The 26,937-nt window shown below is 71.9% G+C and carries 19 protein-coding genes; 10 read left to right on the top strand and 9 right to left on the bottom strand.

Annotated elements, in window-relative coordinates; genetic code table 11:
• The first annotated feature begins 120 nt into the window (after positions 1–120).
• The 8 genes from ACFWGP_RS00370 (at position 121) to ACFWGP_RS00335 (ending at position 12,217) form a co-directional block, all read left to right on the top strand.
• Positions 121–3,078: a carbohydrate binding domain-containing protein gene (locus ACFWGP_RS00370; RefSeq protein WP_376929882.1), complete on the top strand. Its 2,958-nt coding sequence runs from the start codon at positions 121–123 to the stop codon at positions 3,076–3,078.
• A gap of 168 nt (positions 3,079–3,246) precedes the next feature.
• Positions 3,247–4,398 (top strand): SLC13 family permease, encoded by a 1,152-nt coding sequence (locus tag ACFWGP_RS00365; protein ID WP_231432200.1) that lies wholly within the window; start codon positions 3,247–3,249, stop codon positions 4,396–4,398.
• A gap of 129 nt (positions 4,399–4,527) precedes the next feature.
• Positions 4,528–5,565 (top strand): LacI family DNA-binding transcriptional regulator, encoded by a 1,038-nt coding sequence (locus tag ACFWGP_RS00360; RefSeq protein ID WP_376929881.1) that lies wholly within the window; start codon positions 4,528–4,530, stop codon positions 5,563–5,565.
• A 173-nt stretch (positions 5,566–5,738) separates the two neighbouring features.
• Positions 5,739–6,455 carry an L-ribulose-5-phosphate 4-epimerase gene (locus tag ACFWGP_RS00355; protein ID WP_376929880.1) on the top strand — a complete coding sequence of 239 codons (717 nt, stop codon included), beginning with the start codon at positions 5,739–5,741 and terminating at the stop codon, positions 6,453–6,455.
• On the top strand, positions 6,452–8,137 hold the full coding sequence (locus tag ACFWGP_RS00350) for a xylulokinase (protein ID WP_376929879.1): 1,686 nt from the start codon (positions 6,452–6,454) through the stop codon (positions 8,135–8,137). The genes ACFWGP_RS00355 and ACFWGP_RS00350 overlap by 4 nt, the downstream gene beginning before the upstream one ends.
• A gap of 97 nt (positions 8,138–8,234) precedes the next feature.
• Positions 8,235–9,758, top strand: coding sequence for an L-arabinose isomerase (gene araA / locus ACFWGP_RS00345; protein ID WP_376929878.1), 1,524 nt, complete (start codon positions 8,235–8,237; stop codon positions 9,756–9,758).
• A 1-nt stretch (position 9,759) separates the two neighbouring features.
• On the top strand, positions 9,760–10,752 hold the full coding sequence (locus tag ACFWGP_RS00340) for an aldose 1-epimerase family protein (RefSeq protein WP_275506053.1): 993 nt from the start codon (positions 9,760–9,762) through the stop codon (positions 10,750–10,752).
• Positions 10,753–10,798: 46 nt separating this feature from the next.
• The gene (locus ACFWGP_RS00335; protein ID WP_376929877.1) at positions 10,799–12,217 is read left to right on the top strand and encodes a GH1 family beta-glucosidase; all 1,419 of its coding nucleotides are present in this window, start codon (positions 10,799–10,801) and stop codon (positions 12,215–12,217) included.
• 16 nt (positions 12,218–12,233) lie between these two features.
• On the opposite strand, the gene ACFWGP_RS00330 is transcribed toward ACFWGP_RS00335, so the two are convergent.
• Complete coding sequence (locus tag ACFWGP_RS00330) at positions 12,234–13,550, bottom strand: xylulokinase (protein ID WP_275506055.1); 1,317 nt, start codon at positions 13,548–13,550, stop codon at positions 12,234–12,236.
• A 20-nt stretch (positions 13,551–13,570) separates the two neighbouring features.
• Positions 13,571–14,761, bottom strand: coding sequence for a xylose isomerase (gene xylA / locus ACFWGP_RS00325; protein ID WP_376929876.1), 1,191 nt, complete (start codon positions 14,759–14,761; stop codon positions 13,571–13,573).
• A gap of 113 nt (positions 14,762–14,874) precedes the next feature.
• Here xylA and ACFWGP_RS00320 point away from each other — a divergent pair, with 113 nt between their 5' ends.
• Positions 14,875–15,906, top strand: coding sequence for a LacI family DNA-binding transcriptional regulator (locus tag ACFWGP_RS00320; RefSeq protein WP_231428983.1), 1,032 nt, complete (start codon positions 14,875–14,877; stop codon positions 15,904–15,906).
• A 37-nt stretch (positions 15,907–15,943) separates the two neighbouring features.
• Here ACFWGP_RS00320 and ACFWGP_RS00315 read toward each other — a convergent pair whose 3' ends face one another.
• From ACFWGP_RS00315 to ACFWGP_RS00290, 6 genes are all read right to left on the bottom strand, one after another.
• Complete coding sequence (locus ACFWGP_RS00315) at positions 15,944–16,645, bottom strand: polysaccharide deacetylase family protein (RefSeq protein WP_376929875.1); 702 nt, start codon at positions 16,643–16,645, stop codon at positions 15,944–15,946.
• Positions 16,638–18,332, bottom strand: a complete 1,695-nt coding sequence (locus ACFWGP_RS00310; protein WP_376929874.1) for a family 43 glycosylhydrolase — start codon at positions 18,330–18,332, stop codon at positions 16,638–16,640. The genes ACFWGP_RS00315 and ACFWGP_RS00310 overlap by 8 nt, the downstream gene beginning before the upstream one ends.
• Positions 18,329–20,686, bottom strand: coding sequence for a beta-glucosidase (locus tag ACFWGP_RS00305; RefSeq protein WP_376929873.1), 2,358 nt, complete (start codon positions 20,684–20,686; stop codon positions 18,329–18,331). Before ACFWGP_RS00305 ends, ACFWGP_RS00310 begins: the two co-directional genes overlap by 4 nt.
• A gap of 92 nt (positions 20,687–20,778) precedes the next feature.
• Positions 20,779–21,651 carry a carbohydrate ABC transporter permease gene (locus ACFWGP_RS00300; RefSeq protein ID WP_231428979.1) on the bottom strand — a complete coding sequence of 291 codons (873 nt, stop codon included), beginning with the start codon at positions 21,649–21,651 and terminating at the stop codon, positions 20,779–20,781.
• Entirely contained in the window at positions 21,648–22,685 is a 1,038-nt protein-coding gene (locus ACFWGP_RS00295; RefSeq protein ID WP_231428978.1) for a carbohydrate ABC transporter permease, read from the bottom strand. The genes ACFWGP_RS00300 and ACFWGP_RS00295 overlap by 4 nt, the downstream gene beginning before the upstream one ends.
• A 13-nt stretch (positions 22,686–22,698) precedes the next feature.
• Complete coding sequence (locus tag ACFWGP_RS00290) at positions 22,699–23,991, bottom strand: extracellular solute-binding protein (protein ID WP_275506060.1); 1,293 nt, start codon at positions 23,989–23,991, stop codon at positions 22,699–22,701.
• A gap of 147 nt (positions 23,992–24,138) precedes the next feature.
• Between ACFWGP_RS00290 and ACFWGP_RS00285 the strand changes: the two genes are divergently transcribed.
• Complete coding sequence (locus ACFWGP_RS00285) at positions 24,139–25,314, top strand: ROK family protein (RefSeq protein WP_376929872.1); 1,176 nt, start codon at positions 24,139–24,141, stop codon at positions 25,312–25,314.
• 150 nt (positions 25,315–25,464) lie between these two features.
• Here ACFWGP_RS00285 and ACFWGP_RS00280 read toward each other — a convergent pair whose 3' ends face one another.
• Complete coding sequence (locus tag ACFWGP_RS00280; RefSeq protein ID WP_376929871.1) at positions 25,465–26,937, bottom strand: MFS transporter; 1,473 nt, start codon at positions 26,935–26,937, stop codon at positions 25,465–25,467.

The raw sequence follows: 26,937 nt of genomic DNA, 5'->3' as shown, positions 1-26,937 counted from the left end.
GCCGCCGGCAGCTCCATCGAGCTCTGCCATCGTGTCCAGACGTTGCGTCGCGCCGGTGTTCCGGCGTCCGCAGCGCGAGGCGGGCGGAGCTCATCGCGATCGAATCAAAGGAGACAAGACGTGAAACGACATGAACGACTCGCGGGCCGCGGACGCGGCCGCCCTGCCCGGGCGTTCGCCGCGACGCTCGGCATCGGCGCCCTGGTCGCCTCCGTGCTCAGCGTGGGAGGCGGCGCATACGGCGCAACGACGGACATCATCGAGAACGGTACGTTCGAGACCGGCATCGTCGGATGGTCGGCCCCGCTCGGCGGGACGCTCTCGGAGAGCGACGACGCCAAGTCGGGTGCGAAGGCGCTCGCCATCAGCGGACGGACGAGCTTCCAGTCCGGCCCTGCGGCGACGGTCACCGGCCTGCTCGAGACCGACAGGTCCTACGATCTGAGCCTCGCCGTCAAGTTCGACGCCGGGCGGGCATCCCAGAACTTCAACGTCGTGCTCTGCACGGCATCGCGGAGCCGCTGCGACGTCGTGGCCTCCGCGGCGGTGACGGCGGGCCAGTGGACCACCATCGAGAAGGCGTTCACGCCCCTCTCGGCCGACTACGACATCCTCTTCGTCGAAACCCCGTGGAACACCGACATCCAGACGTTCGTCATCGACGACGTGTCGCTCACGACCGAGGGCGGGTCAGGACCGGCGATCGAAGAGCCGCCCGCCGTCGCGGGCAATCTTCTTCCCGACGGTCGCTTCGTCGACGGCTTCACGGGGTGGAGCAGCGTGCGCGGCGGCACGCTCGCGCTCAGCACGGATGCCGCGAGCGGTGCCAACTCCCTGCAGGTCACCGGCCGCGCCAACACGCAGTCGGGTCCGTTCGCCGACGTCACGGGCAAGCTCGAGGTCGGGGCGACCTACCGCATGAGCGGCAAGCTGAAGTACGAGCAGGGCAACGACACCCAGCAGTTCAACTTCACCTTCTGCCCCTCGAACTTCAACGGCTGCGCCGACTACGGCCAGAGCTTCACCCGCGGCGAGTGGGGCACCTTCTCGCGCGAGTTCACGGCGGAGGCGAAGCATGCCGCGGCGAACTGGCTCTTCGTCGAGACGCCGTGGGGAGCGAACGCGCTGCAGGACTTCAAGGTCGACGACGTCTCGCTGATCAAGATCGCCGATGCCCCGCCGGCTCCGGAGTACACGAGCCTCGAGAAGGTGCAGACGAAGCCGGTCGGCGACCACAACCCGCTGGTCGGCCACAAGTTCGGCGCAGACCCGCACCACCTCGTGTACAACGGGCGGCTCTACATCTACTCGACCGACGACACCCAGCAGTACGAGCTCAACAGCAAGGACGCGAACGGCCTGCCGACGCAGTCGAACGGCTACGGCGGCATCACCCGGCTGAACGTCATGTCGACGAGCGACATGGTCAACTGGGTCGACCACGGCGCCGTCCCGGTCGCCCGTGAGGGCGGCGCCGCCCCGTGGGCCCGCAACTCCTGGGCTCCGGCGGCGATCGAGAAGGACGGCAAGGTCTACCTCTACTTCTGCGACAGCGGAACCGGCACCGCGGTGGTCGTCGGCGGCTCGCCGCTCGGGCCGTGGACCGACCCGCTCGGCAAGAAGATCATCCCCGACACCGTCTCGCAGGACTACATCGCGAGCGGCGGGTTCCCGGCCGGCATGTGGCTCTTCGACCCCGAGGTCTTCATCGACGACGACGGGCAGGGCTACCTGTACTTCGGCGGGAACTCGCAGATCGGCACCGCGCCGAACATCCAGGGGCCGCAGAACCCGAAGTCGACCCGCGTGGCGAAGCTGAAGGACGACATGGTCACCCTCGACGGCGACCCGGTCGAGATCGACGGACCCGGCATGTTCGAGGCCTCGAGCATGTTCAAGCACGGCGACAAGTACTACTACTCGTACTCGTCGAACTTCCAGGTGAACGAGGTGCCGGGGCAGTACCCCTCTCGGGGCGCCATCGCCTACATGATGACGGACGACCCGATGGACCTGCCCGCCGCGAAGTACGCCGGCGTCGCGTTCCAGAACCAGGGCACGTTCTTCGGGGCGGGCAACGGCGGCAACAACCACTCGGACATGTTCACCTACAAGGGCGAGACGTACTTCACCTACCACGCGCAGACGCGCGGGGCGGCGTGGGCCGCTGCGCTCGGCACCCCGGGTGCGACCCAGGGCTACCGCTCGGTGCACATCGACAAGCTCGAGTTCAACGCCGACGGCACGATCAAGCCGATCACGGGCACCCGCGCAGGGGTGGAGCAGGTCGAGGCCTTCGACCCGTACCGCACGTTCGAGGCCGAGACCCTCGCCTGGCAGCTCGGCATCGGCACGGCCAAGACCGACGTCCCCTCGGCCGAGTTCCCGGAGCACAACGGCAACGGCAACATGGTGCTGTCGCGGATCGACGACGGCGACTTCGCCGGCCTCTCGGGCGTCGACTTCGGCTCAGGAGCCACCTCGGTGTCGGCCGAGGTCAAGCCGCTGGTCGAGGGCGGGAGCATCCAGGTGCGCCTCGACGACGCCGACGGCCAGGTCGTCGCCGAGATCCCCGTCGAGGGCGAGGTCGGCGAGTGGACCACGGTGACGGCCGACGTCGACGGCGCGAGCGGCACCCACGACGTGTTCTTCGTGTTCGCCGCTCCCGACGGCCTCGACGCCGACACCGACCTCGTCGAGGTCGACAACTGGGCGTTCGCGGCCCTGCAGCCGACGGCGCCCACCGCGCCGCAGGCTGTCGCCGTCGTCTCCGGCGATGCCAGTGCGAAGGTGACCTGGCAGGCGCCCGCGAGCGACGGCCACTCGGAGATCACCTCGTACCGCGTGACGGCGACACCCGTGGTCACCGGTGGCAAGTCGAAGCAGGCGGTGCCCGTCGTCGTCGAGACCACGGAGCCGGCCGCGACCCTCAGCGGCCTGCGCAACGGCGTCGACTACACCGTCGTGGTGACGGCGACCAATGAGCACGGCACCTCCGAGGCATCCGAGCCGGTCGTGGCGAGCCCGCGCGTCGCGCGGGCGACTCCGGCCACGCCGCCCTCGAAACCTCGCGGCTGATCGCACGCGAACGGGCCGGGCCCCGGCGGTCCGGCCCGTTCGCGCGTGCCCGTCGCCGACGCGACCGTCGACGACGCGACCGTCGCCGACGCGACCGTCGACGAGGCGGACCTTCGGCCGCCCAAGGCGGTGGCGGGCGCCGCTCCGGGAGTCGGCTACCCTCTCCTCGTGCGGATTGCAGTCGTGGGGGTCGTTCTCGTCGTCCTCGGAATCGCGGCGATGGTCGGCGGTGTCCTCCCACTCGACGCAGTCGGCGCACTCGCCGTTCGATCGGCGCCCATCCTGGGTTTCGTCGTCGCGATGACGATCGTCGCGGAACTCGCGGCCGAGGCCGGGGTCTTCCGTGCGATGGCGCAGCGGCTCGCCCGATTCGCCCGCGGCCGGGCGATCGTGCTGTGGCTGCTCGTGGTCGCGGCCGCCACCGCGTCGACGATCTTCCTCTCGCTCGACACGACGGCCGTCCTGCTGACGCCCGTCGTCGTCGCGGTCGCGGCGCACGCCCGCATCTCGCCCATCCCGTTCGCGCTGACGACCGTCTGGCTCGCGAACACGACCTCGCTCCTGCTCCCGGTGTCGAACCTCACCAACCTGCTCGCCGCCCAGCGCCTCGAACTGCACCCGATCGGATTCGCGGCGCTCATGTGGGCCCCGACCCTCGTCGGGATCCTCGTGCCCGCCGGGTTCCTCCTCGCCACGCGTCGGAGGCAGCTCAACACTCGGTTCGTGCCCGACGAGCCCGCACCGCCCCGAGACCGCGTGCTCCTGACGATCGCGTCGATCGTGCTCGTCCTGCTCGTCCCCTTGCTCGTGTCGGGCGTCGAGGTGTGGATTCCGGCGACCGCCGCCGCAGCGGTCCTGGTGGTCGTCTTCCTCGTGCGCCGACCGGCCGTGGTCCGCCCCGCGCTGGTGCCCTGGCGGCTCGTGGTGTTCGTCGCCGGGCTCTTCCTCGCCATGGAGGCCGCCCATGAGCTCCGTCTCACCGAGGTCCTCGCCTCGCTCGCCGGCGGCGGGGAAGGCCCGATCGAGCTCCTGCGCCTCGCCGGGGTCGCAGGATTGAGCGCGAATGCGTTCGACAACCTTCCGGCCTACCTCGCGCTCGAGCCGTTCGCCGACAGCCCGTTGCGCACCGCGGCCCTCCTCATCGGAGTGAACGCCGGCGCACTGATCACGCCATGGGCATCGCTGGCGACGCTCCTGTGGCACCACCGGCTGGTCGCGATGGGCGTCCAGATCTCGTGGCTGAGATTCGCTGCGCTCGGACTCGTCGTGGCGCCCCTCACCGTCACCGGCGCCGTCCTCGCCCTCGCCGCATTCGCGTGAGCGGCCGGTCGCCCGTGTGCGCGGCTGCCTCCGCGGCGGCACGCGCGGTCTCGCCGCCGCGCACTCGGGTCTGCCCGCCGCATGCCCGGCCCCGCCCGCCGTACACTCGGGCGGTGGAGGTGTGATGCGGTGAGCGAGGCGAGCCCCGAGGTATCCGGCGCCGACCGCGCGCGTGCCCGCCCGGTCGGCGTGCGCGAGGTGGCCTCCCGCGCCGGTGTGTCGCGGCAGACCGTGTCGCGTGTGCTGAACGACCATCCCGATGTCGCCGACGAGACGAAGCAGCGGGTGCTCGACGCCATGCGCGAGCTCGGGTACCGCATGAACAACGCCGCCCGCGCGCTCGGCACGAACCGGTCGCGTACCATCGGCGTACTCGCCTCGGACGCACTGCAGTACGGCCCATCGCGCAGCATCGCGGCGGTCGAGCAGGCGGCTCGGGCCGCGGGCTACTGGGTCAGCGCCGTCTTCGCCGAATCGGACGACCCCGGCCAGGTCGCCGCCGCGGTGCAGCACCTGCAGGCGCAGTCGGTCGAAGGGCTCGTCGTGGTCGCGCCGACGAGGGGCGCGCTCGAGATGATCGAATCGCTCGACGCGGGCATCCCGATCGTCACCCTGCACTCGGCCGGGCACGAGCCGAACAGCTTCTCGGTCGACCAGGTGGCCGGTGCTCGACTCGCGGTCGCATGCCTCGCCGATGCCGGGCACCGCCGCATCGCGCACCTCGCGGGCCCATCGAACTGGCTCGAGGCCGAGTCCCGTGCCGCGGGCTTCGTGGCGGAGCTCGCCGCACGCGGGCTCGAGACCGGACCCCGGTTCGCCGGAGACTGGACCGCGCGCTCGGGGGCGGATGCCGCTGGCGCGGTGCTCGCCTCCGGAGTCACCGCGGTCTTCGTCGCGAACGACCAGATGGCGCTCGGGCTCCTCAGCGGGCTGCGTGAGGCCGGCATCGACGTGCCGGCCGCGATAAGCGTGGTCGGCTTCGACGACGTGCCCGACGCCGCGTACTACTCGCCTCCCCTCACGACCGTGCGGCAGGACTTCGAGGAGCTCGCCCGCCGGGCCGTGCACGCCCTCATCGGTGCGGCCGAGGGGGCGGATGAGGTGCCCCGCGAGCCGCTCGTTCCCGAGCTCATGGTTCGCCGCTCGGTCGCAGCACCGCCCCGCTGAGCGACGAACCGGAGCGGGTTGACGCGCTCACCGGTTCATGGTTCACTGTTCCGTGACCGGTCACAGTGACCGGTCACGGCCGCTGGCTCGGTGCGGTGGTCTCGAAACATGGCCGCTCGTTGAGACCGGCCGGGACCCCCGGTGGTCCGGCCAGAACAGAGGAGTCGACCCGCATGAGTGCATCGAGGCACTACGAACCAGAGGTCGAGACCGCGATCAGTCGTGTCCGCGACGAGGTCGCGCGCCTGCACGGCGAACTCGTGCGCTACGGCCTCGTCGTCTGGACGGGCGGCAACGTGTCCGGCCGGGTGCCGGGAGCCGACCTCTTCGTCATCAAGCCCTCGGGGGTCGCGTACGACGAGCTCTCGCCCGAGAACATGATCCTGTGCAACCTCGACGGCGAGATCGTGCCCGGCACGCCGGGCAGCGACCGCAGCCCCTCGAGCGACACGGCCGCGCACGCCTACGTCTACCGCAACATGCCCGACGTCGGGGGAGTGGTGCACACCCACTCGACCTTCGCCGTCGCCTGGGCGGCACGCGGCGAGGAGATCCCGTGCGTGATCACCGCGATGGCCGACGAGTTCGGCGGCCCGGTGCCGGTCGGTCCGTTCGCGATCATCGGCGACGACTCGATCGGCCGCGGCATCGTCGAGACCCTCACCGGCCACCGCTCGCGTGCGGTGCTCATGCAGAACCACGGGCCGTTCACGATCGGCTCCGACGCGAAGGACGCGGTCAAGGCCGCCGTCATGCTCGAGGACGTCGCGCGCACGGTGCACCACGCCCGGGAGGCGGGGCCGCTCGTCCCGCTCCCGCAGGAGTCGATCGACCGCCTCTTCGCGCGCTACCAGCACGTCTACGGTCAGCCCGGCGAGGTGCGCCGATGAGCACGGATGCCTCGCCGTCGACCATCCTCGAGGCGCGCACCGCGCTCGGCATCGAACTCGGCTCGACCCGCATCAAGGCCTGCCTCGTCGACGCCGACGACCCCACCACGGTGCTCGCGACGGGCTCGCACGAGTGGGAGAACGAGTTCACCGAGGATCGTCGCTGGAGCTACTCGCTCGAGTCGGTCTGGTCGGGTCTCGCCGCCGCCTACGCGGAACTCGTCGCCGACGCCGAGCGACGTCACGGCGTGCGGCCGACGACCTTCGGCGCGATCGGCGTCTCGGCGATGATGCACGGCTACCTCGCGTTCGACGAGCAGGGCGGGCTGCTCGTGCCGTTCCGTACCTGGCGCAACACCTCGACCGGGCCGGCCGCCGCCGAGCTGAGCACGGCGTTCGGCCTCAACATCCCGCTGCGCTGGTCGATCGCGCACCTGCACCAGGCGGTCATCGACGCCGAGCCGCACGTCGAGCGGCTCGACTTCCTGACCACCCTCGCCGGTTACGTGCACTGGCGGCTCACCGGCCGGAAGGTGCTGGGAATCGGCGACGCCTCGGGGATGTTCCCGATCGATTCCGCCACAGGCGGTTACGACCCCGACCTCCTCGTGCGCTACGACGCACTCGCCGAGGGCCGTCGGCCGGGTACGCGGGTCGCCGAGCTGCTGCCCGAGGTGCTCGGCGCGGGCGAGCACGCCGGCGAGCTCACCGCCGAGGGGGCGATGCTGCTCGACCCGACGGGCGAGCTGCGACCGGGCGCGCCGCTCTGCCCGCCCGAGGGCGACGCGGGCACGGGCATGGTCGCGACGAACTCGGTCGCACCGCGCACGGGCAACGTGAGCGCCGGCACGAGCATCTTCGCGATGGTCGTGCTCGAGCGGCCGCTCGCGAGCGCGCACCACGAGATCGACCTGGTGACGACCCCCGCGGGCGATCCCGTCGCGATGGTGCACTGCAACAACGGCGCCTCCGAGCTGGCGGCGTGGGCGGGCGTCTTCGAGCGCTTCGCCGAAGCGGCCGGCGCGACCCGCGACGGCGCGCCGCTCGCGCGCGACGCGGTCTTCGAGGTGCTCTTCGGCGAGGCGCTCGCGGGCGAGCCCGACGCCGGCGGACTGCTCGCCTACAACACGCTCGCGGGCGAGCCGATCGCGGGGCTCGACGAGGGCCGGCCGATGGTCGTGCGCACGCCCGACAGCCGGCTCACGCTCGCGAACCTCATGCGCGCGCAGCTCTACGGCGTGTACGGCACGCTCGCGCTCGGCATGCGCGTGCTCTCCGCCGAGGGCGTCGAGCTCGACCGCATGTTCGGCCACGGCGGCATCTTCCGCACGGCCGGGGTGGCGCAGCGCTTGCTCGCCGGGGCGCTCGATGCCCCGGTCGCGGTCGGCGAGACGGCCGCCGAGGGCGGTGCGTGGGGCATCGCGGTGCTCGCCGCGTACCTGCGCGAGCGCGGCCACGGCACTGACGACGAGCGGGATGCCTCGCTCGGCGCGTACCTCGACCACCGGGTGTTCGCGGGGTCGGCCGTCGAGGTCGTCGAGCCGGAGGCATCCGACGTCGCGGGCTTCGCCGCCTACCTCGAGCGGTACCGTGCGGGCCTCGTCGCGGAAGCCGCGGCCGTCGCGGCGCTCGCCCCCACGACCACCCCGACCCCCGAAGACGAGTCGACGAAACAGAAGTAGTCGGCTTGGTGGCCGCGGCGCGCCACCTCTTCCGCGGCGGGGCCGTCACGGCCCCGCCGCGGACCAGACCCCGGCCGACCAGGCCAGAAGGAACGACATGACCCGCACCAAGCTCTCCACCTCGCTCGACGGCTACGAGGTGTGGTTCCTCACCGGCAGCCAGCACCTCTACGGGCCCGAGACGCTCGCGCAGGTCGCCGAGCAGTCCCGCGCGATCGCCGCGCAGCTCGACGAGGCGTCCGACGTGCCGGTGCGAGTCGTCTGGAAGCCCGTGCTCACCGACTCGGCCGCGATCAAGCGCACCGCGCTCGAGGCGAACGCCGACGACCGCGTGATCGGGCTCGTGGCCTGGATGCACACGTTCAGCCCCGCCAAGATGTGGATCGCCGGTCTCGACGCCCTGCGCAAGCCGCTCGCCCACCTGCACACGCAGGCGAACGTCGAACTGCCGTGGGCCGACATCGACTTCGACTTCATGAACCTCAACCAGGCGGCGCACGGCGACCGCGAGTTCGGGTACATCCAGACGAGGCTCGGCGTGCCGCGCAAGACGATCGTCGGGCACGCCTCCGACCCGGCCGTGCAGCGCGAGCTCGGCACGTGGCAGCGCGCCGCCGCCGGCCTCGCCGCGAGCCGCGACCTGAAGCTCGCCCGGTTCGGCGACAACATGCGCTACGTCGCCGTCACCGAGGGCGACAAGACCGAGGCCGAGCTGCGGCTCGGCGTGCAGGTCAACACGTGGGGCGTCAACGAGCTCGCCGCGGCGGTCGCCGCGGCGACCGAGGCCGACGTCGACGCGCTCGTCGCCGAGTACGAGGAGCTCTACGACGTCGCGCCCGAACTGCGCCGCGGCGGTGACCGCCACGCGTCGCTGCGCGACGGAGCGGCCATCGAGCTGGGCCTGCGCTCGTTCCTCGAGGAGGGCGGCTTCGGCGCCTTCACGACGAGCTTCGAGGACCTCGGCGAGCTGAAGCAGCTTCCCGGCCTCGCGGTGCAGCGCCTCATGGCCGAGGGCTACGGCTTCGGTGCCGAGGGCGACTGGAAGACCGCAGTGCTCGTGCGCATCGCGAACGTCATGGGCGCAGGTCTCCCGGGCGGTGCGAGCCTCATGGAGGACTACACCTACGACCTCACGCCGGGCGACGAGCTCATCCTCGGCGCGCACATGCTCGAGGTCTCGCCGTCGCTCACGACCGCGAAGCCCTCGCTCGAGGTGCACCCGCTCGGCATCGGCGGCAAGGACGACCCGGTGCGTCTCGTCTTCACCGCCGACCCCGGCCCCGCCGTCGTCGTCGCGATGAGCGACCTGCGCGACCGCTTCCGCCTGACGGCCAACGTCGTCGAGAACGTCGCGCCGCGCGAGGCACTGCCGAAGCTGCCGGTCGGCCGTGCCGTCTGGAAGCCCGCACCCGACTTCGCGACGAGCGCCGCCGCGTGGCTCACGGCGGGCGCCGCGCACCACACCGTCATGTCGAACGCGGTCGGCATCGAGGTCTTCCGCGACTTCGCCGAGATGGCCGAGCTCGAGCTGCTCGTGATCGACGAGCAGACCACGCGGGAGGGGTTCGCCCACCAGGTGCGCTGGAACCAGGCGTACTACCGCCTGGCGCAGGGGCTCTGAGATGACGGATGCCTCGCGGCCGGCGCTCGCGGCCACGACGGTGCCCCGATCGGGGCGGCAGTTCGGGATCGCCGCGCACGGGTACGCCGCAGAGATCGCGAGCGTCGGCGCGAGCCTGCGCACGCTGCGCTTCGACGGCCGCGACCTCGTCGTGCCGTTCGACGCCGACGAGGTGCGGCCCGGCTACCGGGGAGCGACGCTCGCACCCTGGCCGAACCGCATCGTCGACGGGCGGTACGCGTTCGCCGGCGACGAGCTCCAGCTGCCGCTGACCGAGCCCGCCCGCGGGCAGGCCCTGCACGGACTCGCCGCCTGGCTCGACTTCGCGCCGCGCGTCGTCGAGCACGATCGGGTCGTGCTCGCCGCGGTCATCGAGCCGCAGGCGGGATACCCGTTCCGCGTCGAGGTGGAGGTCGAGTACCGGGTCGATGCGGCGGGCCTCGGCCAGACCGTCACCGGCCGCAACCTCGGGCCCGACGCGGCGCCGTGGGGCACCGGCCCGCACCCGTACCTCATCGCGGGACCGGGACGGGTCGACGACTGGACGCTCGAGCTGCCCGCCGCCGAGGTGCTGACGGTGACGCCCGACCGCCTCAGCCCGCTCGCGGTCGAGCCCGCCGAGGTGCAGGGCTTCGACTTCCGTGCTCCGCGGGCCATCGGGCCGACGTTCATCGACCACGCGTTCACGGGGCTCGCGGCATCGCCGGGTGGCGCGATCGACGCGGCGATCGGCGCCGGCGCCGAGGCATCCCCTTACCGGGTCGTGCTCATGGCACCGGGCGGCACCGGCGTCGAGATGGCGTGGGGCGCCGACTGCCCGTGGGTGCAGGTGCACACCGCCGACACGCCCGGTGCCGACGCGACGCACCGCATCGGCCTCGCGGTCGAGCCGATGACCTGCCCGCCCGACGCCTTCAACTCGGGCGTCGACCTCGTCGTGCTCGAGCCCGGCGCCGCCCACGTCGCCGGGTGGCGCATCGCCGCGCTCGGCTGACGGAACGTGACGGCCGGCATCGTCGCCGGCTCCGAGAGGTGCGAGGATGAGCGCCGTGACCAGTGCAGCGCCCCGTGACCACGGACGTCTCGAGTTCCCGCGCGGGTTCGTGATCGGTTCTGCGACCGCGTCGTACCAGATCGAGGGCGCCGCCGACGAGGACGGCCGCACGCCGTCGATCTGGGACACGTTCAGCCGCACCCCCGGCCGCACCTGGAACGGCGACACCGGCGACGTCGCATGCGACCACTACCACCGGCTCGACGCCGACCTCGACCTCATGGCATCGCTCGGGCTCGAGGCGTACCGGTTCTCGATCTCGTGGTCGCGCCTGCTGCCCGGCGCCGGCGACCGGCCGAACCCGGCCGGCGTCGACTTCTACTCGCGCCTCGTCGACGGGCTGCTCGCCCGGGGCATCCGACCCATCGCGACGCTCTACCACTGGGACCTGCCGCAGGAGCTCGAAGACGCCGGAGGCTGGGTGAACCGCGACACCGCGCTGCGCTTCGCCGACTACGCGGGGCACGCCGTCGAGGCGCTCGGCGACCGGGTGCACACGTGGACCACGCTCAACGAGCCATGGTGCTCGGCCTACCTCGGCTACGGGTCGGGCGCCCACGCGCCGGGTCGCACCGACGGGGCCGCCGCGCTCGCCGCGGTACACCACCTGAACCTCGCGCACGGGCTCGCCGTGCCCGAGATCCGGCGTCGCGCCTCGAACGACCCCGACGTGTCGGTGACCCTGAACTTCCACGTGATCCGGGGCGGCGACGCCGAGGCGACCCGTCGCATCGACGCCCTCGCCAACCGCGCCTTCACGAGCCCGATGCTGCTCGGCCGGTACGACGACGACCTCGTCGCCGACACCGCCGGGGTCACCGACTGGTCGTTCGTGCGCGACGGCGACCTCGCGCTCGTGCACCAGCCGCTCGACGTGCTCGGCGTCAACTACTACTCGACCGTCACCGTCGCGATGTGGGACGGCGAGGGTGAGCGCAGCCGCAACGACGGGCACAAGGACGTCGGCGGCACGCCGTGGCCCGGCAGCGAGCACGTCGCGTTCCTGCCCCAGGCCGGCCCGTACACCGACATGGGGTGGAACATCGCGCCCGACGGTCTCGAAGACCTGCTGGTGTCGCTCGGCGAGCGGTTCCCGGGGCTGCCGCTCATGATCACCGAGAACGGGGCGGCGTTCGCCGACGTCGTGTCCGACGGGCCAGACGGGCCGCGCGTGCACGACGCCGAGCGCGTCGACTACCTGCAACGGCACTTCGCGGCGGCACGGCGCGCCATGGATCGCGGGGTCGACCTGCGCGGGTACCTCGTCTGGTCGCTGCTCGACAACTTCGAATGGGGCTACGGATACTCGAAGCGGTTCGGCATCGTGCGCGTCGACTACGACACGCAGCAGCGCATCGTGAAGGACAGCGGTCGCTGGCTGGCGGGGCTGCTCGCGTCGCGCTGACGTCGGGGGAGTGCCACTACGCGACGGCCGCAGCCTCGAGCGCGAGCACGGCTTGGCGCGCGGCACCGAGGGCGACGTACTCGCCGGGAGCGGGCACCTCGACCGGAAGGCCGAGGACGGCCGGAGCGATCCGCCGCACGGCCTCCGACTGCGCGCCGCCGCCGATGAGCAGGGCCCGTTCGAGCGGGATGCCGAGGGCGCGCAGGGCATCGAGGCCGGCGCCGAGCCCGCCCAGCATGCCCTCGACGGCGGCCCTCGCGAGGTTCGGACGAGTCGTCGAGGCGAGGGTCATGCCGGTGAGCGACGCGGTCGCGTCGGGCAGGTTCGGAGTGCGCTCGCCCTCGAAGTACGGCAGCATGGTGAGACCGCCCGAGCCGGGCGTCGCTTCGAGGGCGAGCACCCCGAACTCCTCGTGCGAGACGCCGAGCAGCGACGCGGTCACGTCGAGCACGCGCGCCGCATTCAGGGTCGCGACGAGGGGCAGGAAGTTGCCGGTCGCGTCGGCGAAGCCCGCCACCGTGCCCGAGGCATCGAAGATCGGCTCGCGGCTGATCGCGGACACCGTGCCCGACGTGCCGATGGAGACGATCGCATCACCGGGCTCTGCGCCGAGGCCGAGGGCTGCGCCGGCGTTGTCACCGGCACCGGCACCGACCCGGCGGCCCGACGCATCGGTCGTCGACCCGAACGGCCCGAGCACCCGTGGGAGCACCACGTCGTGGCCGAGCGCCGCGATGAGCAGCTCGCGGTCGTACGCGCCGGTCGCGGGGTTCCAGTAGCCGGTGCCCGAGGCATCCGAACGGTCGGTGACGAGCTCGTCGAGCACCGGGCCGCGGGGCGAGGTCCGAGCCGGACCGAAGCCGCGCAGCCGCCACGTCAGCCAGTCGTGCGGCAGCGCGACCGCGGCGACCCGAGACGCGTTCGCCGGCTCGTGATCGCGCAGCCAGCGCAGCTTCGTGATCGTGAACGAGGCGACCGGCACGAGGCCGGACCGCGTCGCGAGGCGGGCGGCGCCGAACTCGGCGATCAGGTCCTCGGCGGCCCCGGCCGAGCGCACGTCGTTCCAGAGCAGGGCGTCGCGCACGACCTCGCCGGACGCATCGAGGGCGACGAGGCCGTGCTGCTGCCCGCCGATCGACCAGGCCGCGACATCGTCGAGGCCGCCGGCCTCGACGATCGCGGCCTGCATCGCGAGCCACCAGGCCTCGGGGTCGACGGAGGTGCCGTCGGGGTGGGCGGCACGACCCGAGCGCACGACGCTGCCCGTGTCGGCGTCGACGACGACGACCTTGCACGACTGGGTCGACGAGTCGACCCCGAGGACGAGTGGCATGACCGTTCGCCTCGCGAGCTCTAGCGCGCGCCGAGCAGGTGCTCGGTGGCGAGTTGCTGCAGACGCACGAAACCGCCGCCCTTGCCGCCCAGGTAGGCGTTCGCGTCGAAGTCCTCGTACGCCGACCGGTCGGCGAGGAAGTCGGCGTAGCTCTCGCCCGGGTTCAGGGTCGGCACCGACAGCTCGTCGACCCGCGCGGCCGCGAGCGCCTCCTGCACCTCGGGGTCGGCGCGGAATGCCGCGGCGCGCTCCTTCAGCAGGAGATACGTGCGCATGTTCGCCGCGGCCGACTCCCACACGCCCTTCTCGTCTTCGGTGCGGCTCGGCTTGTAGTCGAAGTGGCGCGGACCCTCGTAGGCGGGGACGCCGCCGGAGCCGCCGTTCTCGAGCAGGTCGACGAGCGCGAACGCGTTGTGCAGGTCGCCGTGGCCGAACACGAGGTCCTGGTCGTACTTGATGCCGCGCTGGCCGTTGAGGTCGATGTGGAAGAGCTTGCCGTGGTACAGGGCCTGGGCGATGCCGGCGGCGAAGTTGAGGCCGGCCATCTGCTCGTGGCCCACCTCGGGGTTGAGGCCCACGAGCTCGGGACGCGCGAGTGAATCGATGAAGGCGATCGCGTGGCCGAGTGTCGGCAGCAGGATGTCGCCGCGGGGTTCGTTCGGCTTGGGTTCGATCGCGAAGCGGATGTCGTAGCCCTGGTCGACGACGTAGTCGCCGAGCAGGTCGACGGCCTCGCGGTAGCGCTCGAGCGCCTGGCGGATGTCCTTCGCCGAATCGTACTCGGCGCCCTCGCGGCCGCCCCACATGACGAACGTCCTGGCGCCGAGCTCGGCGCCGAGGTCGAGCTGGCGGAACACCTTGCGGAGCGCGTAGCGACGCACGTCGCGGTCGTTGGCGGTGAAGCCGCCGTCCTTGAAGACGGGGGCCGAGAAGAGGTTGGTCGTCACCATCGGAACGATGAGACCGGTGTCGGCGAGTGCGCCCTTGAGCCGGTCGATCTGCGTCTGGCGCTCGGCGTCGCTCGACCCGAACGCGAAGAGGTCGTCGTCATGGAACGTGAGTCCGTAGGCGCCCAGCTCGGCGAGCTTCTCGACGGCGTGCACGACATCGAGGGGCTCGCGGGTGGGGCCCCCGAACGGGTCGGTGCCGTTGTACCCGACCGTCCAGAGACCGAATGAGAACTTGTCGTCGCGGGTGGGCGCGCTGGCCATGGAGGGTCCGCCTTTCAGCGTCATCGATGATTTGTTGGCAGATACAACATAAACCGCAGGAACAGCGCGCGCAAGACTTTCGCGCCGCAACTTTCGTGATTAGGCTTCGAAAGATGAAGACGGATGCCGCAAGCGAGCGCGTCACCCTCGCCGAGATCGCCGACGAGACCGGCACGAGCCTCTCGACGATCTCGAAGGTGCTGAACGGTCGCACCGATGTCTCGGACGCGACGCGAGAACGCGTCGAGCAGGTGCTGCGCGAACGCGGGTACGTGCGCCGCGGCCCAGCACGCTCCGAATCCCGCCCCGAACTGCTCGAGCTCGTCTTCCACGGCCTCGACCCGATCTGGTCGATGGAACTCATCGGCGGCGTGGAGGCTGTCGCGAAGGAGCACGGCCTGAGTGTCGTGCTGACCGTGAGCGGTGATCGCCATGCACCGGCTCCCGACTGGATCGAGGGCGTCATCCGGCGACGCCCGGTCGGCGTCGTGCTCGTCTTCTCCGAGCTCTCGCCCGAATACCGCGAACGGCTGCGGGCACGGGCCATCTCCTACGTCATCGTCGACCCCGCCGGCGATCCGTCGCCCGACGTGCCGAGCGTCGGCTCGGCGAACTGGTCGGGCGGCCTCGCCGCGACGCGTCACCTGATCGAGCTCGGGCACCGGCGCATCGCCGCCGTCACCGGGCCGGAGGACATGATGTGCTCGCTCGCCAGGCTCGACGGCTACCGCAGCGCGATGAACTCCGCCGGCCTCGCGATCGACCCCGCCTGGGTCGGCTACGGCAACTTCGAGGTGGGCGGGGGCCGAGATCGTGCGCGGGAGTTGCTCGCCCTGCCCGCCGACCGCCGGCCGACCGCGATCTTCGCCGGCAGCGACCTGCAGGCCCTCGGCGCCATCGATGCTGCCCGCGACGCCGGCTTGTCGGTGCCCCGCGACCTCTCGATCGTCGGCTACGACGACATCACCCTCGCGCCGTGGGTGAGCCCACCGCTCACGACCGTGCACCAGCCGCTCCGACGCATGGGCGAGGAGGCCGCGCGGCTCGCGATCCGCCTGAGCGGCGATCAGCCCACGACGACCCCTCGCATGGACCTCGCGACGAACCTCGTCGTGCGCGAGAGCACGGCGCCGCCGGCGGGCTGACGTCGGCCGCCTGTTGCGCGGCGGCACCGGGGCGGGCTCAGCCGCCGTCGCCGGATGCGAAGGGCGCGCCGACGGCCGGCGTGCCCTTCGGGAGGACGAAGGTCCAGCCGGCGGCGAGGCGTTCGGCCACGACGGTCTTCACGGCTGCGAGGGTGCCTGCCCGGTCGCCACGGTCGCCGGTGCCGCCGTCGTGCGCGAGCACGATCTCCCCGGGCTTCATCGCCGCACGCAGGTTCGACGTGAGCGTCGCGACATCCTGCGTCTCCCAGTCGCCGATCGTGTTGACGACGGCGAGCGGCTGCATGCCGAGCTCGACGGCGACCTGTCGAGTGATGCCCCAGCTGCCGTTCGGTGCCCGCCAGTACGGCACCGGCGCGATCGGGTCGCGGAGTGCGTCGCGGATGATCGCGAGGTTCTCCACCAGGTCGGCCCGCACCCGGCCCGCCGGCCACGAACCCATGTCGGCGTAGCTCGTGGCGTGGTTGCAGAGCACGTGCCCCTCCGCGACGATCCGTCGCAGGATCGCCGCGCCCCCCGGGGCGGTGATCATCTCGCCGATGACGCAGAACACGGCCTGCAGGTCGTGCTCGGCGAGGAAGTCCAGCAGGGCAGGGGTGGTCCGGGGGTCCGGGCCGTCGTCGAACGTGAGTGCGGCGACGTCGCCCGTGCCGTCCGCGAGGTGCACGGGTGCGACGACCGGGTCGATCGCGCCCCCGGGAACGGCATCCGCTTCAGACATCGGCTCGTTCCCCCCGCTCCGCCGCATGCTCCAGCCGGAGCCGGCCGAAGTCGGCCCAGGGTGAGGACCCGGGGATCGGGCCGTCGGCCGAGCCGGAGCCGGCGGGCCCCGCCGGGACGGGCTCGCGGACGACGAAGACGCCGCCGACGACCCCGACGAAGCCGCCGCCCTCGCTCGGGCTCAGCGGCGAGAGGTCGACGACGCCGACCGGGGCGGAGGCCGCGTCGTCGTCGGCGCGGTCGCCGCACTCGAGGCGGGCGACCGCCCCGAACCCGTCGAGGTCGAGCACGAGCCCGAGCCGTCCGGGCGGCGCCTCGACGCTCGCGAGCGGCCGGTCGTCGCCGTCGAGGTGGAGCACGAGCTCGAGCACCCGGGCCGATCCCGAGCCGGGCACCTCGGCACGCGGACCCGGGTTCATGACACGGACCGCGAAGCGCACGTGACGGCGGTCGCTGAGCCGGAGCGCGAGCCCGGCGACCAGGCCGGCCGACGCGGCATCCGGGATCTCGAGCTCGGTCGAGAGGCGCGCGACCGGCTGCTCGAGCCTGAAGCCGACGAAGGCGTGGGGGACCGGTTCGGCGAGACCGCCGGAGACGGCCTCGAGCCGCAGGTGGCCCGGGCGCTCGCCGAGCCGTGCCCGGCGCATGCCGGGTGCCGTGCGGATCGTGAGCAGCTCGCGATGCAGCGCGGGCCCGTCGAACTCGTCGACGAGCTTCGACGGGCCGGGAGCGGTCGCGTCGGCCCAGGGCACCTCCACCTCGTGGCGGAGGCGGCCCTCGCCCGGTGCGAACACGGGCCAGCCGTCCTCGAAGACGACCGGCACGAGCCACGTCTCACGACCCTGCAGGGCGTCGGCGCGCGTCATCCCGGTCCCGGCGAGCCGCCGGGTCGCGAGCACCGTGGCCCACCATCCGCCGCGGCCGTCGTCGACGAGGTCGGCGTGCCCGACGTTCGCCACGTCGACGTCACCGCCGAGGTGGCGGTGGGTGAGCAGCGGGTTCGCCTTCGACCCCGTGAACGGGCCGGTCGGTGCGGTGCCGCGGGCCGCGCTGACGGCGTGGTGGCGTTCGGTGCCGCCCTCGCTCGCGAGGAGCAGCACCCCGTCGTCGAGCCGGTGCAGATGCGGGCCCTCCGCCCAGACGGCGCCCTCGACGGCGCCGTGCCAGACGACGTGCTCCTCGCCCACGAGCCTCATCGCGGCGACATCCAGCTCGCGCACCCAGACCTCGGTCTGCTCGGGCCAGTCGCCGGGATCGGCGAGCCGGGTGCCGCACCACCACGCTCGGCCGTCGTCGTCGAAGAGGAGCGACGGGTCGATGCCGTGGGCATCCTCGATCCATGCCGGGTCCGACCACGGGCCCGCCGGGTCCGTCGCGGTCACCACGAAGCTGTCCTGTGCTCCCTCGTCGCCGATGAGCGTGCAGGCCACGAAGAAGCGGCCGTCGTGGTGGCGGATCGTCGGGGCGAACAGGCCGCCCGACGCCGCCACCCTCGACAGGTCGAGCTGCTCCTCGCGGTGCACCGCGTGACCCACGAGCTCCCATTCCACGAGGTCGCGAGAGCGGTGCACCGGCAGCCCGGGGAAGTACTCGAACGTCGAGGTCACCACGTAGAACTCGTCGCCCACGCGGCAGATGCTCGGATCGGGATGGAACCCCGGCAGCACGGGGTTGCGTGCTGCGGTCACGGTGCCTCGGTGCCGATCCACTCGGCGTTCCAGACGGGGTGCAGCTCGCGGGTGTGGTCGACCACGCGCACCGGGCCGGTGAGCTCGACGGCCGCCGTGAGCGACAGGTCGGCGCTCGAACGGCCGAACCCGAGCACGAGCGCTCCGGGCTCGACGATGCGGAGACCGTCGCGTCCGGTGAACGACGCGAGATCGGCCGGCACCTCGACCCCCAACCGCACGGATGCCCCGGGCTCGAGCTCGATCCGCTCGAAACCGATGAGCCGTTGCAGCGGTCGCACGACGGAGGCCACCGGGTCGTGCAGGTACAGCTGCACGATCTCGGCACCCGCCCGGTGCCCCGTGTTCTCGACCGTGAGCGACAACCGGAATCTGCCGTCGGTCGTCGCCTCGGCCGCCTCGACCACGAGGTCGCTCCAGGCGAACGAGGTGTAGCCGAGACCGTGGCCGAAGGGGTATCTGGCTGTCGGGTCGATGTTCGAGACCTCGCTGCGCCGCGCGAGCGTCGAAGCCAGGTACGTCGACGGCTGGGCGCCGGGGCTGGCCGGCACGCTGACCGGGAGTCGCCCGCTCGGGTTCACCCGCCCCGAGAGGATCGCGGCGAGGGCGCGCGTGCCCTCCTCTCCCGGGAAGAACGCCTGCAGGATCCCCCCTGCGCGCTCGGGGGCGGAACCGAGCACGTAGGGACGGCCGGCGAGGAGCGTGAGCACGGTCGGCGTTCCGGTGTCGAGCACCGCCTCGAGCAGGGCGCCCTGCGCGCCCGGCAGGTCGAGGGTCTCCGCATCGCAGCCCTCGCCGCTGGTGCCCCGGCCGAAGAGACCCGCTCGGTCGCCCAGCGCGAGCACGACGACGTCGGCGGATGCCGCGAGGTCGACGGCCGCCGCGATGCCGTCGGTCTCGCCGCCGTCGATCGAGGTTCCCGACGCCAGGGCGATCTCGGCCCCGGGGAACTCCTCGCGCAGCGCCTCGACGAGGGTCGGAAGCTCGATGCCCATCCCGCTCTCGGGGTGGTGCACGCCGACATGGGTCGGGAATCCGTAGCACCCCAGCACCGCGAGCGGGTCGTCGGCGGTCGGCCCGATGACGGCGATCCTGGCCGGGGCGGCGAGCGGCAGCGTGCCGTCGTTGCGGAGCAGCACGATCGCCTGCTCCGCGATGCGGCGCGCGAGTTCGCGGTTCTCGGGGGAATCGAGGTCGACGGAGCCCTTCGCCGCAGCGGCGGCCGGGGGCGCGGCCGGGTCGTCGAGCAGCCCGAGCCCGACCTTCTGCTCGAGCACGCGGAGGAGGGCCCGGTCGATGACCGCCTCGTCGATGCGGCCGTCGGCGACGGCGGCCCTGAGGGGATCGCCGAAGGCTTGGACCGTCGGCAGCTCGACGTCGATGCCCGCCTCGAGCGCGGCCACGGCCGCATCGCCCAGGTCGCCGGATGTGCCGTGCAGTGTCTGGAGGAAGGCCACCGAGAAGTAGTCGGCGACGACGGTCCCCTCGAAGCCCCAGGTGTCGCGCAGCAACCCCGTGAGCAGCTCGTGGTCGGCGGCGGTGGGCACGCCGTCGAGATCGGTGTACGCGTTCATCACCGAGCGCGGCCGGGCCTCGCGCACGACCATCTCGAAGGGCGGCAGCAGGACGTCGGCGAGTTCTCGGCGACCGACCGAGACGGGCGCGAGGTTGCGGCCGGCGCGCGACGCCGAGTACCCGACGAAGTGCTTGAGCGTCGCGACGATCCCGGAGGCTTCGAGCCCGACCACGTACGCGGTGGCGACCCGGCCCACCAGGTACGGATCCTCGCCGATGGTCTCCTCGACCCGGCCCCAGCGGGCGTCGCGGACGACGTCGAGCACGGGCGCCAGTCCCTGATGCACGCCCACCGATCGCATGTCCTCGCCGATTCGACGCGACATCCGCTCGATGAGGCCGGGGTCGAACGTCGCGCCCCACGAGAGGGGCACCGGATACGCGGTCGCGCCGTAGGCGGCGAAGCCGGCCAGGCATTCCTCGTGCACGAGGGCCGGGATGCCGAACCGGCTCGAGTCGACGATTCGCTCCTGCAGTCGTGCGAGCGACTGCGCGCCGACGGCCGCGTCGATCGGCGCGGTGCCGAAGGCGCGGGTGATCTGGCCGAGCCCCTTGGGCAGCAGGACGTCGAGGTCGACGACGCCGCTCATCTCGTGCTGGTGCGGGGCGACGTCGGCGCCGTCTTCGGCCGCGCCGATCCAGATGCCGTAGAGCTGGGCGATCTTCTCCTCGAGGGTGAGTTCGGCGATGAGGGCACCGGCTCGCGCGGCGGCCGGAAGCGACCGATCGCGCCACGGCGGGTCGGTCGTCGCGGCGGGGTGGGTCGTGGCTTCCGTCATCGTGGCTTCCGTCATCGTGGGGTCCGTGGTGGTCATGGCGGTCGTGCTGCGAGTGGTTCCGTCGGTCGCGGTATCCGTGATCGTCGGCTCGGTCATCCCTTCACCGCTCCCGTGAGGCCGCCGACGATGCGGCGCTCGAACACGCTGAAGAAGACGAGGGCGGGGATCATCGACAGCGAGGTGAAGGCGAGCACCTTCGCCGTGTCGACCGAGTACTGCGACGCGAAGGCCTGCACCCCGAGCGGGAGGGTGAACGCGGCCTCGTTGTTCAGGATGAAGAGCGGGAGGATGTAGCCGTTCCAGCTCGCGATGAATGCGAGGATACCCACCGTGATGACGCCGGGCAGCGCGAGCGGCACGACCATCCGCCAGAAGAAGCCGAGCCGCGAACAGCCGTCGATCGCGGCGGCCTCCTCGATCTCGTCCGGGATGGCCCTGAGGAACGGCACGAGGATGATGATCGTCGTCGGCAGGGCGAAGGCGATCTGCGGCAGGATGATGCCGCCGAGCGAGTTCATGAGGCCGAGGTTGCGCACCATGATGTAGAGCGGCGTGATGGCGACCGTCATCGGGAACATGAGTCCCGCCGCGAACAGCGCGTAGAGCACGCCGCGCGCCCTGAACCGGTAGCGGGCGAGCACGTAGCTCGCCATGAGCCCGAGCGCGACGACGCCGACCGTGGTCACCACGGCCGCGACGGTCGAATTGAGCACCTGGCCCCAGAAGGTGGTGCTGGCCAGCACGTCGGCGTAGTTCGTGAACACCCAGGGCGCAGGCAGCGCCGACGGATCGGCCGTGATCTGCGAGTTCGTGCGGAAGCCGCCGATGATGATGTACGCGAGCGGCGCGAGCATGAGGGCGATCACGACGACGGCGACGACGTAGATGGTGGGGCTCCCCCACGGAAGCCTGCTGGTCTGCCGCGCCTTCGGCGGTCGGGGCAGGGCGATTGACGACGCGGTCATCGTTCCGTCCGTTCGGTGAGGGCTCCGGCCGTGTCGCGGCGGAGCACGAATCGCTGGTAGACGAGGGCGACGACGAGCGAGATGAGGAAGAGCACGACTGCGACGGCGTTGCCGTAGCCGTAGTTGCCGGCGTTGCGGCCGTTCGCGACCATGTAGGTCGCCATCGTCGAGGTGCCCGCGGTCGACGCGACGTACTGGCCCCAGATGATGTACACGAGGTCGAAGAGCTGCAGGGCGCCGATGATCGAGAGGAACGCCCAGATGCGCAGGGTCGGGCCGAGCAGCGGCAGCGTGATTCGGCGCTGGATCTGCCAGTAGGAGGCGCCGTCGATCTGCGCGGCCTCCGTGAGCTCCTGCGGGATGCCCTGCAGGCCGGCGAGGAAGAGGATGACGGCGAAGCCGATGTACTTCCAGGTGAGGATGACGAGCAGGGTCCCCATGGCGATCGCGGGGTCGGCGAGCCAGTCCTGGGTGAACGCCCCCAGCCCGACCTTCTCGAGGAGCCCGTTCAGCGCGCCCTGGCTCTGGAGCATGAGGCTCCATCCGGTGCCGACGACCACTTCGGCGATGACGTACGGCGCGAAGATCAGCACGCGGATCGCGGACTGGCCGCGCATCGGGCGGTTCAGGAGCAGCGCGAGAAGGAGGGCGGCGGGGCCCTGGAGCACGAGCGACATCACGACGATGATCGCGTTGTGCGACAGAGCCTCGTGGAACGTGGGGTCCTGGAAGATCGTGACGTAGTTCTGGAGGCCGACGAAGTCGGTGGGCGGGCCGAAGCCCTTCCAGCGGAAGAAGCCGTAGTAGCCGGCCATGACCACGGGGAAGATGACGAACGCGAGGAAGACGAGCAGTGCTGGGCCGACGAGGACGGCGATCTCGATGGCCTTGCGCGGGTCGCGGCGGGGACGACGCCGGTCGCGGGGCGACGTTGCAGCGACCCGGCCGGCGGCCGGAGACGGCGAACCGCCTCCGGCCGTGACGTCGTCCGCCTCGACTCGTCCCGCGACGGGGGAGTTGGTGCGAACGTTCATGATGCGTTCGGCCTCAGCCCTTCTTGATGGCGTCGTCGACCGCATCGACGATGCCCTGGGGCGAGCCCTTGCCGGCGAGCAGGTCGACCACGCCGACGTTCAGCGCGTTGCCGACGTTCTGGCCGAGGAGCGTGTCGAGCCAGACCGAGACGTACGGGGCCTCGTTGACGGCGGCGAGCACCTCCTGCAGGGCGGGGTCGGTCACGACCCCTTGGGCGTCCTTGTTGGCCGGCAGCGTGACGAACGCGTTCGCATAGCCCTCCTGGTACTCCTTCTGCGAAGCGAACTCGAGGAATTCGCCGCATTCCTTCGGTGCGTCGACGTAGCACGAGAAGCCGTCGACGCCGCCCATGAGCGCGCCGGCCTCGCCGTCGCCGCCCTCGACCTCGGGGAACGGGAACCAGCCGAGGTCGGCCAGGGGCTTCTCGTCGGGCGTGAGCGAGGCGATCACGCCAGGATCCCAGGCGCCCATGAGCTCCATCGCGGCCTTGTGGTTGGCGACGAGCCCTGCGGAGGAGCCGGCGCCCTGCTGGGCGGTCGTCGTCAGGAAGCCCGGGTTGAACGGCTCGATGCCGGCGAACTCCTCGAGGTCCTCACCGGCGCGCAGCCAGCACTCGTCGGAGAAGCTGGGGTCGTCGGTGAGGCCGGTGATGACGTCCTGGCCGCACTCGCGGAGTGCGAAGAAGTAGTACCAGTGGGCGGCGGGCCAGGCGTCCTTCGCGCCGAGCGCGATCGGGTCGATGCCGGCGGCCTTCAGCTTGTCGACGGCTTCGCCGAGCTCGTCGAACGTGGTCGGCGTCTCGGTGATGCCGGCCTGGGCGAAGAGGTCCTTGCTGTAGTAGATGCCGCCCGGCAGCACCGACGACGGCACCCCGTAGAGCTTGTCGTCGACCGAGAACGCCGAGAGGGCGCCTTCGCCGAGGGCGGCCTTCGTCTCGTCGGAGAGCGCGGAGCTGAGGTCCTGCGCCTGGCCGGCCTCGACCACGGCTGCGAGCTTGCCGCCGCCGCGCGCCATGAAGATGTCGGGCGCGTCGCCGGAGTTGAGGGCGGTCTGGAGCTTGCCGTCCATGTCCTCGTTCTGGATCGCCTGGATCTCGATCGTCACGCCCGGGTGCTCCTCCTCGAAGGCGGCTGCGGTCGCCTCCCAGTACGCCTTGCCGTCACCGGTGGTGGAGTTGTGCCAGAAGGTCATCGCGGTCTCGCCGCTCTCCTCCCCGCCGCCCGCCGAACAGCCGCTGAGTGCGGCCATCGCGATGCCGCTCGCCGCCGCCAGGGCGATGAGACGAGCCGTGCTGCGTCTGTTCATCCTTGAACAACCTCTCGAAAGTTTCGACACCAATGTCGAAAGTGATCTGGACGCCTTGAATATACGGCTCGGGCAATTTCGAGTCAAGGGCAACATATTCGGTGCGTCGCGAGCGGGCGTGTCGACGGCCCCGCCTAGAGTTGTCGCGTGGCAGAGCGCATCGGCACCTTCGACGGCGTGCATCGTCGAAACCTCGCGAAAGTCCTCGGGCTCGTGCACCTCGAGGGACCTCGATCGCGCGCCGCGCTGACCGCCGCGACCGGCCTCAACCGCTCGACGATCGCGGCCCTCGCCGCCGAACTCGCCGAGGCCGGGCTCGTCGAGGAGCGGGCGCCCGACCCGACGAATCGCGTCGGCCGCCCCTCGCCCGTCGTCGCCGCCCACCCCGGCGTCACCGCGATCGCGGTGAACCCCGAGGTCGATGCCGTCACGATCTCGGCCGTCGGACTCGACGGGCGGATCCCCGTACGAGAGCGCAACGAGGTCGATCACCTCGTCTCGCCCGAGGAGGTCGCAGCGATCGTCGCATCGACCGTCGCGCGCTGGCGCGCCGGGCCGCTGCGCTCGGCACGCATCGTGGGCGTCGGCCTCGCGGTGCCGGGCCTGGTGCGCGCCGCCGACGGGCTCGTCCGCATGGCACCGCACCTCGAGTGGAACGACGCTCCGCTGCGCGAACTCGTCGAGGCCGCGACCGGGCTGCCCACGGCCGTCGGCAACGACGCGAGCCTCGGCGCCCGCGCCGAGCACCTGTTCGGCGCGGGCCGGGGCATCGATGACCTCGTCTACCTCAACGGCGGCGCGAGCGGCATCGGCGGCGGGCTCGTCGTCGGCGGTGTCGCCGTCGTCGGCGCCGGCGGATACGCGGGCGAGTTCGGGCAGAATCGCCCGGGCATCGCCGCGGACGAGGATCGCCGGGCCGAGGGCGGCGTGCTCGAAGACGAGGTCGCGCGATCGCGACTGCTCGCGGTCGTCGGGCTCGCCGCTGCCGACGAGCCGACGTTGCGGGCCGCGCTCGAGGCAAGCGACTCGCCAGAGGTCGCGGCCGAGCTCGCGAGGCAGCGGCGTATCCTCGCGACGGCCCTGGCGAACGCGGTGAACGTGCTGAACCCCTCACGGGTGATCCTCGGTGGGTTCCTCGCGACCATCGCCGAGAGCGACGCCGATGCGCTCACTGCCGCGGTGCTGGCCCAGGCGATGCCCGCCGCTGCCGAGGGTGTCGAGCTGCGGGTCGCCGCGCTCGGCGAGGATCGGCTCGCGATCGGGGCGGCCGAGCTGGCGTTCGGGCCGCTGCTCGCGGACCCCGAGTCGGCGCTCGACGCCTGAGCCGCGCGGCGCCGGCGCCGTTCGCGTTCGCGCAATTCGTGCGACTCCGCATCGCGAAGTCGCGCGAACGGTTGCTGAACGGCGACGGCCCGGACTCTTCGCGCGACCTCGTCGCGGACGCGCGGCGTGGGTGCGAGGCGTGCGCGCGCGTCAGCCGCGGGTGACGGGGCGGCCCTGGAGCGAGGCCCGCAGCGAGGCGTCCCGGACACTCGTCGCCGCGGTCGGTGCCTGCAGCGCCTCGGTCGGCACGGCGATGGCCGCCGTCGGCACTTGCAGCGCCTCGGTCGGCACTTGCAGGGCCGCGGTCGGCACCTGCAGCGCCTCGGTCGGCACGGCGATGGCCGCCGTCGGCACGACCGCGATCGCGGCGGTGGGCGGAGCGTCGAAGCGCACGGCCGGGGCCCAGCGGCGTTCGGGATGCCTCGTGAGCCGCATGCCGCGCGAGACGACGAGCCAGATCGCGCCGATGAGGGCGGCGACGCCCGCGGCGATCGCGGCGACGCCGAGGCCCCAGCGCGGGCCCCAGCTGTTCGCGACCGCGCCGACGATCGGGGCCCCGATCGGCGTGCCGCCCGAGAGGATCGCGAAGTACAGTGCGAGCACGCGCCCGCGCAGCGCGGGGTCGGTCGTCGTCTGCACGTAGCCGTTGGCGGTCGTCAGCATCGTGACCGCGGCGAAACCGATGAGCACCGTCGAGGCGGCGAACAGGGCGAAGGTCGGCATCACCGCCGAGATCGCCGCCGCCACGCCGAAGCCGGCGGCCGCGAGGATCACGACGCGCATGCGCGCTCGTTCGCGCCGGGCGGCCAGCAGCGCCCCGGCGAGCGAGCCGATCGCGAGGATCGAGTTGAGCAGGCCGTACTCGCCGGCGCCGCGCCCGAACTCGACGGCCATCGTCGAGGAGAAGATCGGGAAGTTCATGCCGAACGCGCCCACGAGGAACACGATCACGAAGACGACGACGAGGTCGGGTCGGCTCCACACGTAGCGGAAGCCCGCGACGAAGGCGCCGCGCTCGCGGCTGGCCCGCGGCATCCGCTTCAGCTTCTTGCCCTTGAGCATGGCGAGGGCCGCGAGCACCGCGACGAACGTGAGCGCGTTGATGATGAAGACCCAGCCCGAGCCGACGAGCACGATGAGCACGCCCGCGACGGCCGGGCCGATCAGGCGGGCCGTGTTGAACGAGGCCGAGTTGAGGGCCACCGCGTTCGACATGTCGGTGCTCGACACGAGGTCGGTCACGAAGGTCTGGCGGGCGGGGTTGTCGATCGCGTTCACGATGCCGAGCAGGCCCGCGAAGACGTAGAGCTGCCACAGCTGGGCGTGGCCGAAGATGAGCAGGGCGCCGAGTCCGAGGGCGAGCAGCATGAGCGCCGTCTGCGTGCACATGAGGATCTTGCGCCGGTCGAAGCGGTCGGCGATGAGGCCCGTGACCGGCACGAGCAGCAGTTGCGGGGCGAACTGCAGGGCCATGGTGATGCCCACCGCGAACGCGTCGTTGTCGCTGAGTTCGGTGAGCACGACCCAGTTCTGGGCGGTGGCCTGCATCCAGGCGCCGACGTTCGAGACGAGGGCGCCGATGAACCAGATGCGGTAGTTGACGTGGCTGAGGGAGCGGAACAT

It is taken from the genome of Agromyces sp. NPDC127015 (assembly GCF_042725165.1).
GTDB classification, from domain to species: Bacteria; Actinomycetota; Actinomycetes; order Actinomycetales; family Microbacteriaceae; genus Agromyces; species Agromyces chromiiresistens.
This window is presented reverse-complemented; position numbering and strand designations above follow the sequence as displayed.